13 protein-coding genes are annotated in these 15,970 nt (G+C 68.6%); 8 read left to right on the top strand and 5 right to left on the bottom strand.

Features of this window, described 5'->3' with window-relative positions; all coding sequences use genetic code 11:
* Positions 1 to 2 precede the first annotated feature (2 nt).
* From AC5Y4Q_RS19660 to AC5Y4Q_RS19645, 4 genes are all read right to left on the bottom strand, one after another.
* Complete coding sequence (locus AC5Y4Q_RS19660; RefSeq protein WP_499960056.1) at positions 3 to 668, bottom strand: DUF8713 domain-containing protein; 666 nt, start codon at positions 666 to 668, stop codon at positions 3 to 5.
* Positions 649 to 2,403 (bottom strand): thiamine pyrophosphate-binding protein, encoded by a 1,755-nt coding sequence (locus AC5Y4Q_RS19655; RefSeq protein ID WP_499960055.1) that lies wholly within the window; start codon positions 2,401 to 2,403, stop codon positions 649 to 651. Before AC5Y4Q_RS19655 ends, AC5Y4Q_RS19660 begins: the two co-directional genes overlap by 20 nt.
* A 142-nt stretch (positions 2,404 to 2,545) precedes the next feature.
* Positions 2,546 to 3,886 (bottom strand): FAD-binding oxidoreductase, encoded by a 1,341-nt coding sequence (locus AC5Y4Q_RS19650; protein ID WP_499960053.1) that lies wholly within the window; start codon positions 3,884 to 3,886, stop codon positions 2,546 to 2,548.
* Complete coding sequence (locus tag AC5Y4Q_RS19645; protein ID WP_064922397.1) at positions 3,867 to 5,042, bottom strand: flavin-containing monooxygenase; 1,176 nt, start codon at positions 5,040 to 5,042, stop codon at positions 3,867 to 3,869. The genes AC5Y4Q_RS19650 and AC5Y4Q_RS19645 overlap by 20 nt, the downstream gene beginning before the upstream one ends.
* Positions 5,043 to 5,218: 176 nt before the next feature.
* On the opposite strand from AC5Y4Q_RS19645, the gene AC5Y4Q_RS19640 reads away from it, so the two are divergent.
* The 7 genes from AC5Y4Q_RS19640 to AC5Y4Q_RS19610 are packed head-to-tail and all read left to right on the top strand — an operon-like array spanning position 5,219 to position 11,166.
* Positions 5,219 to 6,073 carry an undecaprenyl-diphosphate phosphatase gene (locus AC5Y4Q_RS19640; protein ID WP_064922414.1) on the top strand — a complete coding sequence of 285 codons (855 nt, stop codon included), beginning with the start codon at positions 5,219 to 5,221 and terminating at the stop codon, positions 6,071 to 6,073.
* Positions 6,070 to 6,756 (top strand): histidine phosphatase family protein, encoded by a 687-nt coding sequence (locus AC5Y4Q_RS19635; protein ID WP_499960051.1) that lies wholly within the window; start codon positions 6,070 to 6,072, stop codon positions 6,754 to 6,756. Before AC5Y4Q_RS19640 ends, AC5Y4Q_RS19635 begins: the two co-directional genes overlap by 4 nt.
* Before the next feature lie 50 nt (positions 6,757 to 6,806).
* The gene (locus AC5Y4Q_RS19630) at positions 6,807 to 7,400 is read left to right on the top strand and encodes a DUF3090 domain-containing protein (RefSeq protein WP_064922399.1); all 594 of its coding nucleotides are present in this window, start codon (positions 6,807 to 6,809) and stop codon (positions 7,398 to 7,400) included.
* Positions 7,384 to 8,193, top strand: a complete 810-nt coding sequence (locus tag AC5Y4Q_RS19625) for an SCO1664 family protein (RefSeq protein WP_125224994.1) — start codon at positions 7,384 to 7,386, stop codon at positions 8,191 to 8,193. The genes AC5Y4Q_RS19630 and AC5Y4Q_RS19625 overlap by 17 nt, the downstream gene beginning before the upstream one ends.
* Positions 8,190 to 8,990, top strand: a complete 801-nt coding sequence (locus AC5Y4Q_RS19620) for a 3'(2'),5'-bisphosphate nucleotidase CysQ (RefSeq protein ID WP_125225003.1) — start codon at positions 8,190 to 8,192, stop codon at positions 8,988 to 8,990. The genes AC5Y4Q_RS19625 and AC5Y4Q_RS19620 overlap by 4 nt, the downstream gene beginning before the upstream one ends.
* Positions 8,991 to 9,014: 24 nt before the next feature.
* Positions 9,015 to 10,259: a cysteine--1-D-myo-inosityl 2-amino-2-deoxy-alpha-D-glucopyranoside ligase gene (gene mshC / locus AC5Y4Q_RS19615; protein WP_064922401.1), complete on the top strand. Its 1,245-nt coding sequence runs from the start codon at positions 9,015 to 9,017 to the stop codon at positions 10,257 to 10,259.
* Positions 10,260 to 10,290: 31 nt separating this feature from the next.
* Positions 10,291 to 11,166: an SDR family oxidoreductase gene (locus AC5Y4Q_RS19610; protein WP_499960048.1), complete on the top strand. Its 876-nt coding sequence runs from the start codon at positions 10,291 to 10,293 to the stop codon at positions 11,164 to 11,166.
* Between the two features lies 1 nt (position 11,167).
* Here AC5Y4Q_RS19610 and AC5Y4Q_RS19605 read toward each other — a convergent pair whose 3' ends face one another.
* Complete coding sequence (locus tag AC5Y4Q_RS19605) at positions 11,168 to 12,034, bottom strand: PAC2 family protein (RefSeq protein WP_064922403.1); 867 nt, start codon at positions 12,032 to 12,034, stop codon at positions 11,168 to 11,170.
* 203 nt (positions 12,035 to 12,237) lie between these two features.
* On the opposite strand from AC5Y4Q_RS19605, the gene metH reads away from it, so the two are divergent.
* Positions 12,238 to 15,969: a methionine synthase gene (metH, locus tag AC5Y4Q_RS19600; RefSeq protein ID WP_064922404.1), complete on the top strand. Its 3,732-nt coding sequence runs from the start codon at positions 12,238 to 12,240 to the stop codon at positions 15,967 to 15,969.
* Position 15,970: the final 1 nt, after the last annotated feature.

Raw genomic sequence — 15,970 nt, 5'->3', positions numbered from 1 at the left:
TCTCATCTCATCCAGCTCGGTGTGATCGGCAGACCGTTGCGGTGCCGGTATTCGGCGATCGTCTTGAGGTTGTTCAGCTCCACCCCGTGACCGGCGCCGAACATGTCCCAGAAGTCGCCGACCCAGCCCGTGCGCTCCGGCGGCGCCGCCTCCGGGTAGGGGTTGTGGTCATAAAACGGATGGCGGCAATTGGTCCACAGCACAACAGAACCGGGCCGGTCCAGCACCAGCTGCGCGTCGAGGACCCGCATCAGGTAGATCATCCACAGATGCTTGCCCTGATCCCAGGCGCAATGGTAGTCGACGGTGCGCGCCTCGGCGTTGGCATGAGTGCGGGTGTAAATCTTGGTCTGCGGAAGCAACCGGTCATAGGCGAGCCACAGTTCGGGCTCATCTGTCGGCGTGAAGTCGCGCAGGGTGTAGGTCCACTCCTCGAGGCTGCGGGTGTCGGACAGGTAGTCGAACAGCTCGTCGGGCGGGCAGTCGATGTAGTCGTTGACCGCGCAGTACTGGCCGAAAACGTCGTCGTGCGGGTACACCGACCGCAGCTTCGTCAGGAAGAACGCAGCGGTCTCTTCCAGAGGTGCGGTCTCGATGCGCACCAAACCCTCGATGGGTTCGGCGGTGCCGCTGTGAATGTGGATATCGTCAAGCGCGGGCAGGGACATCGGTGGGGTTCTCCTTCGGTGTTGAAATCTCGTCATCGAGCCCGTGTTTGGTGGGCCGTTGTGTGAGAAACGGTGCGAACGGAGGTATTTCGTCGGCTGCGCACACGACGCTGACCACCGACGGGCCCTCGACCGCCATCGCCCGTGCCAGCGCCGCGGGCAGTTCCTCGGGGTCGGTGACGTCGACCGACGACAGCCCGGGGAACATGGCCGCGCACCCGGCCCCGAGAAAACTCGGGGCGAACCGGTTGTAGCTGTACAGGTCGTCGTAGAAGAGCTGTTCGCGGGTCACGCACATGGCGTGGGCGTTGTTGTTGAACAAGACGAACGTGATCGGCAGCCGATAGTGCACCGCGGTGTGGATCTCCATGCCGTGCATGAAGAACGCGCCGTCGCCGGCGATCACCACGGTGCGCTTCGCGCGGGCGCTCCGGACCCGGCCGAACGCCATGCCGATGCCCGCGCCGAAGCTGTAACCCATGCCGCCCATGCCGAGTGCGACGGCGAACCGGCCGCCACGCCTGACCCGGAGGTGATGAACCGCGGCCGCGCCGGTATTGCCGGCGTCGACGACGATATCCACGCCGGCGGGCAACGCCCGGTCGAGCGCGATCATGGCGTCGCGATAGCGTACGCCCGGGCCGGTGAAGGCCGGCGGCCGCAGCTCGGTGCTCGACACCATGTCGGGCACACGCAGACCCCTGGGGCGCCCCTTTCCGGACAGCGCGCGCGTCAGAGTGGAAAGTGACACCCGCAGGTTGTCGGTGTGCACGTGTGTGCATGGTAGGTAGGGCGGCGCAGAGCCGATCGAGATCGTGGGCGCCATCGCGAGCGCATCCTCGAGCCCGGCACGGGCCATCACGCCGAGTCGGGTGCCGACCACGAGGCACAGGGAGCTGGCCGCCACCGCCTCGCCCACACCCGGATGGCCGATGACACCGGTCACACCGAGCGCTGACGATGAGCCGAAACCTGGTGTTCCGGCTACATCTTTGGCATCGGGGACGCATGCTATGCGAGCGCGCAGCAGGAAACGCAGCGCTTCGAGTTCCTCGCGGGCGTCATCGCGTGCGACCTGTTCGCCGGCGATGATCGTGACCGGGCCGGTGGCCCGGCGCAATGCCTGCAGGATCGGATGCGGGTCGCCGAGCAGGGGACCGGCCGGATCGATCTCGCGGCCGAGATGCCGGATGTAACCGTCGACCCGAACGAGTCCTTGCTGAACGTCCTTGGGCAACAACAGTACTGCTGGGCCACCGGCACGTGCCGCCGCGATGGCGTCCGGTAATGCCGAAACGATGTCGGCCGGCGTCAATACCCGCCGGCAGAAGACCGACACCGCAGCGAACAGCGCTTCGGCATTCAACGCACCGTTGCGGCCACTGGTGTCTTGAAAGCTGCCCCGGCCGTCCATGCTGGTCGCCGCTTGTCCCACCAACGCCAACACCGGCACCCGGCTGGCCAGTGATTCCCCCAAACCTGCAACGAGGTTCAGTGCGCCGCCGCCCGACGTAGCCGCCACCACGCCCAGTCCGGCACCGCTGCGGCTGTATCCGTCGGCCATGGTGGCCGCGGAGAACTCGTGCTTGGCCAGAATCGCGGTGATACCCGACTGGAAATGTGCTGCATCGTAAAGGTCTTCGATGTTGGCACCGTCGACACCGAAGATGTAGTCGACTCCGGTGCCGGCGAGTTGTTCGACAATGCGGTCGACCACCCGGTGCTGCCTGGCCATCTGCTTACCTAACTCGTGAAGATGCCAGTAACACGACTCCCACGTGGCGTCAGTTCACGTTCGCGCGGAATTCATGGTGAACGCTGCAGCAACACTCCGTCGTCGTGGGCGGAAACCACGTGCAGTGCGGCGCCCGTCCGGTTCAGCCGTGGCCCATCCAGCTGTGGAATCGCGCCTCCGGGTCGTAGGCCGCGCGCACCTTTTCCAGCCGCGCCAGATTCGGGTCGGTGATGAATCTCGCCGGCCGCCGGCCGAGGTTCTCGTCGGCCAGGGCGATACCGGTGGCCAGGTGCGACATCGCGGCCATGTTGGACTGAGCCCAGTCGCCGTACCGCTCGTCGTCGGCCGGATCCTTCCAGGCGGTGTAGAGCGCCAGGTAGATCTCGTCCTCGAGGCCGTACACCATGTCGGCGCGGTCCTCCGACGTCTTCCAGCCTGTGAACAGGAACTGGGAGGGGTGCGGTGGCATCGTCTCGATGATCTTGCGGATGCCGGGTAGGAGTTCCTCGGCGGACGCCGATGTGAACATGCCGTCCGCGATGTAGCGGTGGCCCGGCGGGTAGTTGGTCATCACCGCGGCATACCAGTTGGCCAAGGTTGTCGGCGCATAGGGAAGGCTGATGATCGCCCGGTCGGCAACCGGGCAGGTGCCTAGGACGGCAAGGGCTTTCGTCGCCTCCTCGTCGGAATCGGCGAAGACCGGCGCGGCGACGGCGATGGCGGGGTGGTCGAGTCCCGCCCCCGGAAAGCTGCGGCAGGTGGCTATCTGCAGTTCGACGCGGTCGTCGACGTCGGGACTGATCGCGCGTCCCCAGGTGAAAACCTCGTCGGCGACGTCGATCGGGTACACGTACAAGCAGGTGCCCCAGACCGGCGGTCGCGGGCGCAACAGCAATGTGAACGAGGTGACCACCCCGAAGAATCCCGGTCCCGAACCCCGGGCGGCCCAATACAGATCCGGGTCGTTCTCGGCGTCGCAGTAGCGGTGTTCGCCGTCGGCGGTGACCACCTCCAGTCCAAGCACGCTCTCGCACGCCGGTCCGACCGCCGGGCCGTTCCAGCCGTATCCGCCTTGGAGGAGATAGCCGCCGAGGCGGATGCCGTCGCAATGGCCCGCGGGGAAGAACAGCCCGCGGGAATCCAGGTCGATCGCGAAGGCGCTGGCGGCCTTGCCCGGGCCGACGCGTGCGGTCATCCGATCGGTGTCGACGGTGCAGTGATCGAGGCGGCTGACGTCGAGCAGCATGCCGCCGTCGCGCAGGTGGCTGGCCGACCAGCTGCGCCCGCCCGAACAGATGCCGACCCGATGGCCGTTGGCGCGCGCGTAGTGGATCGCCGCGACCACGTCGTCGGCGTTGTGCGCCTGCACAATCACATCGGGAAACCGTTGTGGCACCAGGCCGTTCCATACTGTTTCCCGACGGGCCGCTTCGTATCCGGCTGCGCCGCGGGAGAAGGTCTTTTCAGCGGTGAACAAGCTCATCGACATCCTCGTGGTCGTTCAGATAGGCCGCGATCTGACCGGCCAGAGGCGTGGCGCTGCGGCGGATCGCGCGAAGCGGGCCGCTGGGCGGAATGCCGTAGCCGATCGCGAACAATCCGTCGCCGACGTGGGAGGCGAAGCCGCCACGCGGATTGCCGTGTTCGTCGAGGACTCCCAGATGCCCCACCACGCCGTCTAGATCGACGCTGAACCCGGTGGCGGCCACGATCACCTCCGCCGCCACCGCGGTGCCGTCGGCCAGGAGCACCCGGTCGGATTCGACCGCCTCGACAGCGGCGACGACGTCGATCCGTCCGGCCCGCACCGCGGCGACGAGCTCATCGGCCAGGGTAGGAATGCGACCGCGTTGTTCGACCGTCGCCTTGAGGCCCAACGGCGGCCGGCCGAAGCCATAGACCGACAGGTCACCCCACAACAGCCGGTTGACGCGCTCGATCACAGGATCGACCTTGCTCGCGGGTACCCGGGCGAACAGCTCGAGGAAGAGGTCCGCGGGAAACGGCCCCAAAGACCGGCGCACCAGGTGCGGCGGGGTGCGCACCGCCAGCCAGACCTGGCGCGCACCGTCGTTCGCGAGCTGGACGGCGATGTCGGCGGCCGAATTGCCGGCGCCGACGACCAGGACATCGCGGCCACGAAACGGCCACGCGTTGCAGAAGGCGCCGGAGTGAACCAGTTCGCCGTTGAATCGGCTGAGGCCGGGCCAGGCCGGGATGGCCGGTGTGCGGTAGTTGCCGGTGGCGAGGACGATTGCCGGTGCCCGGATGTGTCCCGACGACGTGGCGACTCGCCAGCCACCTTCGGTGCGGTCGATGCGGGTGACCTCGCATCCGAGCTGCAGCGTGATGTGCTGTTGTCGCACATAACAGTCGAAGTAGCGGACCATGTCCTCCCGGGTCGGCCACCGACCGGCCGTCATCGGAATCCGTTGTCCGGGCAGATGCGACAGGAATCCGGTGGTGTTGAGCCGGAAGTTGTCATAGCGTGTGCGCCACGAAATCGCCGGCGCTGCAGCTTTTTCGACGACGAGCGCCTTGACGCCGTGCCGGTGCTCGAGCTGACGTGCGACAGCGAGACCGGCCGGTCCGGCCCCGATGACGACGGTGTCGGGGCGATGCTGCGCCAGCGGGCTCATCGGCGACTCCTAACAAGCGTCTCACCGGTGATACGGACCAGCAGCGCGTGCAGTTCAGCCGCCGGGGGGCGGGCCCCAGGTCAATCCGTTCGCCCCGCGGCACCCTCCCGGCGCGACACCCGCACGGTACGGTCTTTGACGTGTCTGAGGTCGTGTCGGAACTCCAGGGTGCTGCGATGTCATGGCCACAGGTCGTCGTCCTGGCGATCGTCCAGGGGCTCACCGAATTCCTGCCGGTCTCGTCCTCGGGGCACCTGGCGTTGGTCTCCCGGTTGTTCTTCGCCGGTGATGCCGGAGCCTCGTTCACCGCGGTGACCCAACTCGGTACCGAGGTGGCCGTGCTGGTCTATTTCGCCAAGGACATTGCGCGGATCGCCACCGCCTGGCTGTCCGGGGTGGCGTCGGCCCTGGCCAAGACCCCGCTGGCCGCCGACCGCGAAACGGACTACCGGATGGGCTGGTACGTCATCATCGGCACCATCCCGATCTGCGTGCTGGGCCTGGTGTTCACCGACCAGATCCGTTCCGGGGTCCGCAACCTGTGGGTGGTGGCCACTGCGCTGGTGGTGTTCTCGGCGGTGATCGCCGCCGCCGAACACCTCGGCCGCCAGACCCGCCATGCCAAGCAGTTGACCTGGCGTGACGCCGTGCTGGTGGGTTCAGCGCAAACGCTGGCGCTGGTCCCCGGAGTGTCGCGCTCCGGTGCGACCATCAGCGCCGGCCTGTTCGCCGGCCTGGACCGCGAGCTGGCCGCCCGGTTCGGGTTCCTGCTGGCCATCCCAGCGGTGTTCGCCTCCGGGTTGTTCTCCCTGCCCGACGCGTTCCACCCCGCCGGTGCCGGGATGAGCGCCAGCGGGCCGCAACTGTTGGTGGCTACCGTCATCGCCTTCGTGGTGGGCTGGGCGGCGGTGGCCTGGTTCCTGCGGTTCCTGGTCGCCCACAGCATGTACTGGTTCGTCGGGTACCGGGTCCTGGCCGGGACGACGATCCTGATCCTGCTGGCCACCGGCGTGCTGGCGGCCCAGCCATGACGGTCATCCTGCTGCGGCACGGCCGGTCCACCGCCAACACCGCCGGCGTGCTGGCCGGGCGTGCCGACGGCGTCGAGCTCGACGACACCGGCCGCGAGCAGGCCGCGCAGCTTGTCGACCGGCTGGCCGGTCTGCCGATCAAAGCGCTGGTGCGCTCGCCGCTGCTGCGCTGCCGCAGCACCCTCGAACCGCTGGCCGCCGAGCTCAAGCTGGAACCGGTGGTCGACGACCGGCTCGCCGAAGTCGACTACGGGGCCTGGACCGGGCGCAAGATGACCGAGCTGACCGGTGAACCGTTGTGGCGGGTGGTGCAGGCGCAGCCCAGCGCAGCGGTGTTCCCCGACGGCGAAGGACTGGCGCAAGTGCAGGCCCGGGCGGTCGCCGCGGTCCGCGACCACGACCGGCGGCTGGCCGAGCAGCACGGCGGCGACGTGCTGTGGCTGGCGTGCACGCACGGTGATGTCATCAAGGCCGTCCTCGCCGATGCCCTCGGTGTCCACCTCGACGGTTTTCAGCGCATCACCGCCGACCCGGCCTCGGCGAGCGTGATCCGTTACACGCCGTTGCGCCCGTTCGTCATCCACCTCAACCACACCGGGGCCTCGCTGGCGGCGTCGGTCAAAATTTCCCCGCCGGCAGACAGCTCGTCGAGCGATGCCGTGGTCGGCGGGTCCACCACCTAGCCGACGCAGCTACCGGCGTGGTTGCCAACTGCCGGTATTTTGGAGATGCCATGTCCCGAGCAATCCACGTCTTCCGCACCCCCGACCGCTTCGTGGCCGGGACCGTCGGCCAGCCCGGAAATCGCACCTTCTACCTGCAGGCGGTGCACGACGAGCGGGTCGTCTCGGTGGTGCTGGAAAAGCAACAGGTCGCGGTGCTCGCCGAGCGGATCGGTGCGCTGTTGCTGGAGGTCAACCGCCGATTCGGTACGCCGGTACCGCCGGAACCCACCGAGATCGACGACCTCAACCCGCTGGTGACGCCGGTAGACGCCGAGTTCCGGGTCGGAACCATGGGCCTGGGCTGGGACTCCGAGGCGCAGACGGTGGTGGTCGAATTGCTCGCCGTCAGCGACACCGAGTTCGATGCGTCGGTGGTGCTCGACGACACCGAGGAGGGCCCGGACGCGGTGCGGGTGTTCCTGACGCCGGAGTCGGCGCGGCAATTCGCCACCCGGTCCAACCGGGTCATCTCGGCGGGCCGCCCGCCCTGCCCGCTGTGTGACGAGCCGCTGGACCCGGCCGGTCACATCTGTGTGCGCACCAACGGCTATCGGCGGGGCGCCTTCGGGCCCGACGATGAGCCCGATGACGCCGACCTCTGACGATGCCGAGGCGTTGCGCTCCGGGGAGCTGGAGGTCCTGGGCCGCATCCGCTCGGCGAGCAACGCTACCTTCCTGTGCGAGGCCACCCTCGGGCAGCACCGCATCCACTGCGTGTACAAGCCGGTCGCCGGTGAGCAGCCGCTCTGGGACTTCCCCGACGGCACCCTGGCCGGCCGTGAACTGGCCGCGCACCTGATCTCGGTCGAGCTGGGCTGGAACCTGGTGCCCGACACCATTATTCGGGATGGCCCGGCGGGCCCCGGAATGGTGCAGCGGTGGGTGGAGCAGCCCGGCGACGGCGACGACGTGCCCCCGGGGCCGGATCTGGTGGACCTGGTGCCGGTCGGCAAGATCCCGGCCGGCTACCTGGCGGTGCTGCGGGCCTACGACTATGCCGGCGACCCGGTCGTCCTGGTGCACGCCGATGACACCAGGCTGCGACGCATCGCGGTCTTCGACGTGGTGATCAACAACGCCGACCGCAAGGGCGGGCACATTCTGTGCGGCACCGACGGCGCGGTCTACGGGGTGGACCACGGGGTGTGCCTGCACACCCAGGACAAGCTGCGCACCGTGCTGTGGGGGTGGGCGGGCAAACCGGTCGACGACGAGACGCTGCAGGCTGTCTCCGGGCTGGCAGCGGCGTTGGACGGCCCGCTGGTGGCGTGCCTGGAACCGCACCTGACCTCCGCCGAGCTGGACGCCCTGCGATGGCGCGTAGCCGACCTGCTCGAGCATCCGGTGATGCCCGCCCCGAACACCCACCGCCCGATACCGTGGCCGGCGTTCTGACCGGCTCGGGGGATACTGCCAAGGTGACGCTGACCGACGCGGCGCTGGCCGCCGAACTCGCCGTCGAGGCCGGAAAGCTGTTGCTGCAGGTCCGCGACGAGGTGGGTTTCGGTCATCCGTGGCGCCTGGGCGATGCCGGGGATGCGCGCGCCAATCGGTTGATCCTGGACCGGTTGCGCGAGGCCCGCCCCGACGACGCGGTGCTCAGCGAGGAATCCCCCGACGACCTGTCCCGGCTGCACTCCGACCGGGTCTGGATCATCGACCCGCTGGACGGCACCCGCGAGTTCACCACCCCCGGACGCGACGACTGGGCGGTGCACATCGCGCTATGGCAGCGCGACGGCGCCGGGCCCGGTGCCATCACCGACGCCGCGGTGTCCCTTCCCGCGCGCGGCAACGTCGTCTTCCGCACCGACACGGTCACCTCCGGTGCCGAGCCGGCCGAGACCCCGAACCCCATTCGGGTCGCGGTCAGCGCCTCCCGGATGCCGGCGGTGGTGCGCCTCATCCGGGCGGTGCTGCCGCTGCAGCCGGTGCTGATGGGGTCGGCGGGCGCTAAGGCGATGGCCGTGGTGCGCGGAGACGTGGACGCCTACCTGCACGCCGGCGGGCAGTGGGAGTGGGACTCCGCCGCCCCGGCCGGCGTGGTGCTGGCAGCCGGCCTGCACGCGTCTCGGCTCGACGGCTCCCCGCTGCGCTACAACCGCCCCGACCCATACCTGCCCGACCTGCTGATGTGCCGCCCCGAGGTGGCGCCGGCACTGCTGGACGCGATGCGCCGGACGGTGCTGTAGGGGAGGGGCCTTACAGTCGAGGGCATGCAATCGTGGTCCGCGCCGGCTGTTCCGGCCCTGCCCGGGCGCGGCCCGGCGCTGCGCCTGTATGACACCGCCGACCGGCAGGTCCGCCCGGTGTCGCCGGGCCCGACGGCCACCATGTACGTCTGCGGCATCACCCCCTATGACGCCACCCACCTCGGCCACGCCGCCACCTACCTGGTGTTCGACCTGATTCACCGGCTGTGGCTGGATGCGGGCCACCAGGTGAACTACGTGCAGAACATCACCGACGTCGACGACCCGCTGCTGGAACGCGCCGACCGCGACGGGGTCGACTGGCAGCACCTGGCAGCCGATCAGGTCGAGCTGTTCGGCGCGGACATGACCGCGCTGCGGGTGCTGCCACCGCAGCACTACGTGGCGGCCACCGAGGCCGTAGACGAAGTTGTGGAAGTGGTCGAAAAGATGCTGGCCGCCGGATCGGCCTACATCGTCGACGGTGAGCACCCCGACATCTACTTCCGCGCCGACGCCACCGATCAGTTCGGCTACGAGTCCGGCCTGGACCGGGCCGGCATGCTGGAGTTGTTCGGCGAGCGCGGCGGAGATCCGGACCGCGACGGCAAGACCGATCCGCTGGACGCCCTGCTGTGGCGCGCCGCCCGGCCGGGCGAACCCAGTTGGCCCGCGCCGTTCGGCGCTGGACGGCCCGGCTGGCACGTCGAGTGCGCCGCGATCGCCCTGAGCCGCATCGGCACCGGCCTCGACATCCAGGGCGGCGGATCGGACCTGATCTTCCCGCACCACGAATTCTCCGCCGCCCACGCCGAATCCCTCACCGGGGAGCGCCGATTCGCCCGGCACTACGTGCACACCGGAATGATCGGCTGGGACGGGCACAAGATGTCCAAGAGCCGCGGCAACCTGGTGCTGGTCTCCAAGCTGCGCGCCCAGGGGACCGAGCCGGCGGCGATCCGGCTGGGTCTGCTGGCCGGGCACTACCGCAGCGACCGGTTCTGGGACTCCGCCACCCTGCAGGCCGCCGAAGCCCGGCTGCGCCACTGGCGCGCCGCCACCGCGCTGCCTGCCGGGCCCGACGCCGGCGACGTCGTCGCGCGGGTGCGCCGCTACCTCGCCGATGACCTGGATACCGTCAAAGCGCTTGCCGCCCTGGATGGTTGGGCTACCGACGCATTGGAGTACGGCGGTCACGACACCGCCGCGCCGGCTCTGGTGGCCACCGCGGTCGACGCACTGCTGGGTGTATCGCTCCAGCCGCTGTAGCCCCGGCCCGGGCCGAGGGTAGTTTGGCCGCATGGTTGCGATTCACTCCCAAGTCATCTTCATCACCGGCGGCGCGCACGGCATCGGCGCCGCGGCGGCTCGCAAGCTGCACGCCAAGGGCGCCAAGCTGGTGCTGACCGACCTGGACCAGGCGCAGCTCACCGCCCTGGCCGACGAACTCGGCGGTGACCGGGTGCTGGCCGTTGCCGCCGACGTACGCGACCTGGGCGCCATGCAGGCCGCCGCCAAACAGGCTGTCGAGCGCTTCGGCCGCATCGACACCGTGGTGGCCAACGCCGGTATCGCCAGCTACGGCTCGGTGCTGAATGTGGATCCTGAGACGTTCAAGCGGGTTATCGACGTCGACGTGGTCGGGGTGTTCAATACCGTGCGCGCCGCTCTGCCGGCGGTCATCGAGCGTCGCGGCTACGTGCTGATCGTGTCCTCGCTGGCGGCGTTCACCCCGCTGGCCGGGATGGCGTCCTACGATGCGGCCAAGGCCGCGGTCGAGCACTTCGCCAGTGCGCTGCGCCAGGAGGTCGCCTACCAGGGTGTGGAGGTCGGATCGGCGCACATGGGCTGGATCGACACCCCCATGGTTCGCGATGTCAAGGCCGATCTCGGGGCCTTCGGGGCCATGCTGGCCAAGCTGCCGTGGCCGCTGAACAAGACCACCTCGGTCGACGAGTGCGTCGACGCCTTCATCGAGGGCATCGAGGGCCGCCGCCGCCGCGTCTACTGCCCGCGCTGGGTAGCGCTGTTCCGCTGGCTCAAGCCGGTGCTGACGTTGCGGGCGGTGGAAGCCCCGTTCATCAAAGGGGCCGCCACCATCGTGCCGCAGATGGACGCCGAAGTCGCCGCGCTGGGCCGCTCCACCAGCGCCCACAACGAGGCGCTCGAAAAATAGGTCAGCGCCGCCGGCGCCGCAGATACCGCTCGAACTCGGCGGCCAGCGCATCGCCGTCGATCTTGTTCAGCGCCTCGGTCATGTCGACCTCGGCGTCCCCGCGTTCTTCCAGCGAAGTCACGTAGTCGGCGATCTCGTCGTCCTCGCTGGCCATCTCGGTGACCGCGGCCTCCCAGTCCTCGGCCTGCGCCGGCAGGTCACCCAGCGGCACCTCGATGTCGAGGGCGTCCTCCACGCGGCGCAGCAGCGCCACCGTCGCCTTGGGATTGGGCGGCTGCGAGACGTAGTGCGGCACCGCCGCCCAGAACGTCACCGCTGGAATCCCGGCCGCCACGCAGGCGTCCTGGAACACCCCGGTGATCCCGGTCGGGCCCTCGTAGCGGGTCTCGGTCAACCCGAAGCGGGCCGCCGACTCCGCCGAGTACGCCGCCCCGGACACCGGCACCGGGCGAGTGTGGGGGGTGTCGGCCAGCAACGCCCCCAGGATCACCACGGTGTCGACGTCGAGCTGCTCGATGACGGCCAGCAGCTGCGCGCAGAACGACCGCCACCGCATGTTCGGTTCCACGCCGTGCATCAGCACGATGTCGCGGTCGCTGCCCGGCGGCCGGCAGTGCGAGATGCGCATCGACGGCCACACCAGTTCCCGGGTGACGCCGTCGAGCTGGCGGATCACCGGCCGGTTCACCTGGTAGTCGTAGTAGCTCTCGTCGTCGATCTCGACGATCAGCCGGGCCTCCCAGATGCTGTTGAGGTGAGCCACCGCATCACTGGCGGCGTCGCCGGCGTCGTTCCAGCCCTCGAATGCGGCCACCACGATGGTGTCGTGCAGGTCGGGCAGCGCGGTGCCGTCATCCGGTCGGGTCACAAAGTCAGCGTACGGCGTGCGCACAGATCACGGGCTCTACTCCGACCGGCTGAGTCGGCGCGCCGGTAGGGGCGTTCGTCCCGACGCGGGGTGACAACGTAGACTTTCCACCGTCGAGAGGCGTTGCAACGGTTCGCCGGTCTCTTCCGGTAGCCGCCACGCTCGACAGAGTTAAGGACGCCTTCCGCCACGGAAGGAGCCGCGTGAATACCTTTGAGCCCAACATCCGGCCCGACTGCACCGACGAGCTGACGGCTGCCCTGCGGCGGCGGATCATGGTGATCGACGGCGCGATGGGCACCGCGATTCAGCGGGACCGTCCCGACGAGGCGGGCTATCGCGGCGATCGGTTCACCGAGTGGCCGACCGCACTGCAGGGCAATAACGATCTGCTCACCCTGACGCAGCCGCAGATCATCGAGGGCATCCACCACGAATACCTCGAGGCGGGCGCCGACATCCTGGAGACCAACACGTTCAACGCGAACGCGATCTCGCTCTCCGACTACGACATGGCGGACTTCAGCTATGAGCTGAACTATGCGGGTGCCGCCCTGGCCCGCAAGGCAGCCGACGAGTTCAGCACCCCGGAAAAGCCCCGCTACGTGGCGGGCACCATCGGGCCGACGACGCGGACCGCGTCGATCTCCCCGGACGTCAACGACCCCGGTGCCCGCAACGTCTCCTACGACCAGCTGGTCGCCGCCTACCTCGAAGCCGCCAACGGCCTGGTCGATGGTGGTGCCGACATCATTCTGATCGAGACGATCTTCGATTCGCTGAACGCCAAGGCCGCAGTGTTCGCCGTCGAGACGCTGTTCGAGGACCGCGGACGCCGCTGGCCGGTCATCATCTCCGGCACCATCACCGATGCGTCCGGGCGCACGTTGTCCGGTCAGGTCACCGAGGCGTTCTGGAACTCGATCCGGCACGCCAAGCCGATCGCGGTGGGCCTCAACTGCGCCCTGGGCGCGCCGGAGATGCGCCCCTACATCGCCGAGATGGCGCGGATCGCCGACACCTTCATCTCCTGCTACCCGAACGCCGGCCTGCCCAATGCGTTCGGCGAGTACGACGAGACCCCGGAGCGGCAGGCCGGCTACATCGCCGACTTCGCCGACGCCGGCCTGGTCAACATCGTCGGGGGTTGCTGCGGAACGGCGCCGCCGCACATCGCCGAGATCGCCAAGGTCGTCGAAGGCAAGCCGCCGCGCGAGCTGCCCAACATCGAGGTGGCCACCCGGCTTTCGGGCCTGGAGCCGCTCAACATCACCGACGACTCGCTGTTCGTGAACATCGGTGAGCGCACCAACATCACCGGCTCCGCCCGGTTCCGCAACCTGATCAAGGCCGAGGACTACGACACCGCACTGTCGGTCGCGCTGCAGCAGGTCGAGGTCGGTGCGCAGGTCATCGACATCAACATGGACGAAGGCATGATCGACGGCGTCGCCGCGATGGACCGGTTCACCAAACTGGTCGCGGCCGAGCCGGACATCAGCCGCGTCCCGGTGATGATCGACTCCTCCAAGTGGGAGGTCATCGAGGCGGGCCTGAAGAACGTGCAGGGCAAGCCGATCGTCAACTCGATCTCCCTGAAGGAGGGCGAGGAGAAGTTCATCCGCGAGGCACGGCTGTGCCGCAAGTACGGCGCCGCCGTGGTCGTGATGGCCTTCGACGAGCAGGGCCAGGCCGATAACCTGGAGCGCCGCAAGGAGATCTGCGGGCGGGCCTACCGGATCCTGACCGAACAGGTCGGCTTCCCCGCCGAGGACATCATCTTCGACCCGAACTGCTTCGCGCTGGCCACCGGCATCGAGGAGCACGCCACCTACGGGATCGACTTCATCGAGGCCTGCGCCTGGATCAAGGAGAACCTGCCCGGGGTGCACATCTCCGGCGGTATCTCGAACGTGTCGTTCTCGTTCCGGGGCAACAACCCGGTGCGCGAGGCGATCCACGCGGTGTTCCTGTACCACGCCATCAAGGCCGGCCTGGACATGGGCATCGTCAACGCCGGCGCGCTGGTGCCCTATGACTCGATCGACCCGGAGCTGCGGGAGCGCATTGAGGACGTCGTGCTGAACCGGCGCGCGGACGCTGCCGAGCGGCTGCTGGAGATCGCCGAACGGTTCAACTCCTCCGAGAAGTCCGAAGATCCCGCGGCGGCCGAATGGCGCAGCCTCCCGGTCCGCGAACGGATCACCCACGCCCTGGTCAAGGGCATCGATGCCCATGTCGACGACGACACCGAGGAGCTGCGGGCCGAGATCGCCGCCGCGGGCGGTCGGCCGATCGAGGTGATCGAGGGCCCGCTGATGGACGGCATGAACGTCGTCGGCGACCTGTTCGGCGCGGGCAAGATGTTCCTGCCCCAGGTGGTGAAGTCGGCGCGGGTGATGAAGAAGGCGGTGGCCTACCTGCTGCCCTACATCGAGGCGGAGAAGCAGCCCGGGGACGCCGAGCACACCAACGGCACCATCGTGATGGCAACCGTGAAGGGCGACGTCCACGACATCGGCAAGAACATCGTCGGGGTCGTGCTGCAGTGCAACAACTACACCGTCGTCGACCTCGGGGTGATGGTGCCCGCCGACAAGATTCTGGCCGCGGCCAAGGAGTACGACGCCGACATGGTCGGCCTCTCCGGCCTGATCACCCCGTCGCTGGACGAGATGTCCAACTTCGCCGCCGAGATGGAACGCGAAGGCCTCCAGATCCCGCTGCTGATCGGCGGCGCGACCACCTCGCGCGCCCACACGGCCGTGAAGATCTCGCCGCGGCGCAGCGGTCCGGTGGTCTGGGTCAAAGATGCCTCGCGTTCGGTGCCCGTCGCTGCCGCGCTGCTCGACGACAAGCAGCGGCCGGCGCTGCTGGAGGCGACCGAGAAAGACTATGCGGCCCTGCGGGAACGGCACGCTCAGAAGAACGAGCGGCCGATGGTGCCGCTGGAGAAGGCCCGCGCCAACCGGACGCCGATCGAGTGGGACGGCTACACGCCGCCGGTGCCCGCCCAGGGGCTGGGCGTCCGGGATTTTCAGGACTACGACCTTGCCGAGTTGCGCGAGTTCATCGACTGGCAGCCGTTCTTCAACGCCTGGGAGATGAAGGGCCGCTTCCCGGACATCCTCAACAATCCGGCGTCGGGCGAGGCCGCCCGCAAGCTGTACGACGACGCCCAGCAGATGCTCGACACCCTGATCAGGGAGAAGTGGCTGCGGGCCAACGCGGTGATCGGGTTCTTCCCGGCCAACGCCATCCCCGGCGGCGAGGACATCGAGGTCTACACCGATGAGAGCCGCACCGAGGTGCTGACCACGTTGCACCACCTGCGCCAGCAGGGCGAGCACCGCGCCGGCATCCCGAACCGGTCGCTGGGCGACTACATAGCGCCTAAGGACACCGGTCTGGCCGACTACATCGGCGGTTTCGCCGTCACCGCGGGGCTGGGCAGCGGCGAGAAGATCGCGGAGTTCAAGGCGGCCCTCGACGACTACAGCGCGATCCTGCTGGAGTCGGTTGCCGACCGGCTGGCCGAGGCGTTCGCCGAACGGATGCACCAGCGGGTTCGCAAGGAGTTCTGGGGATTCCAGCCCGACGAGGCCTTGGACAACGACGCACTCATCGCCGAGAAGTACCAGGGCATCCGCCCCGCTCCGGGCTACCCGGCCTGCCCGGAGCACACCGAGAAGGCGACGCTGTGGAAGTTGCTGGACGTCCACGAGCGGACCGGCATCGAGCTGACCGAGTCGATGGCGATGTGGCCCGGCGCCGCCGTCAGCGGCTGGTATTTCTCGCACCCGCAGTCGCAGTACTTCGTGGTCGGCCGGATGGCCCAGGACCAGGTCGCCGACTACTCCAAGCGCAAGGGCTGGACCCTGCGCGAAGGTGAGCGCTGGCTGTCCTCCAACCTCGCCTACAACCCGGAGGACTGAG

The sequence above is a fragment of the Mycobacterium sp. NGS16 genome (genome assembly GCF_059813225.1).
The sequence above is the reverse complement of the archived record's forward strand: the minus strand, read 5'-3'. Positions and strand labels throughout refer to the sequence as shown.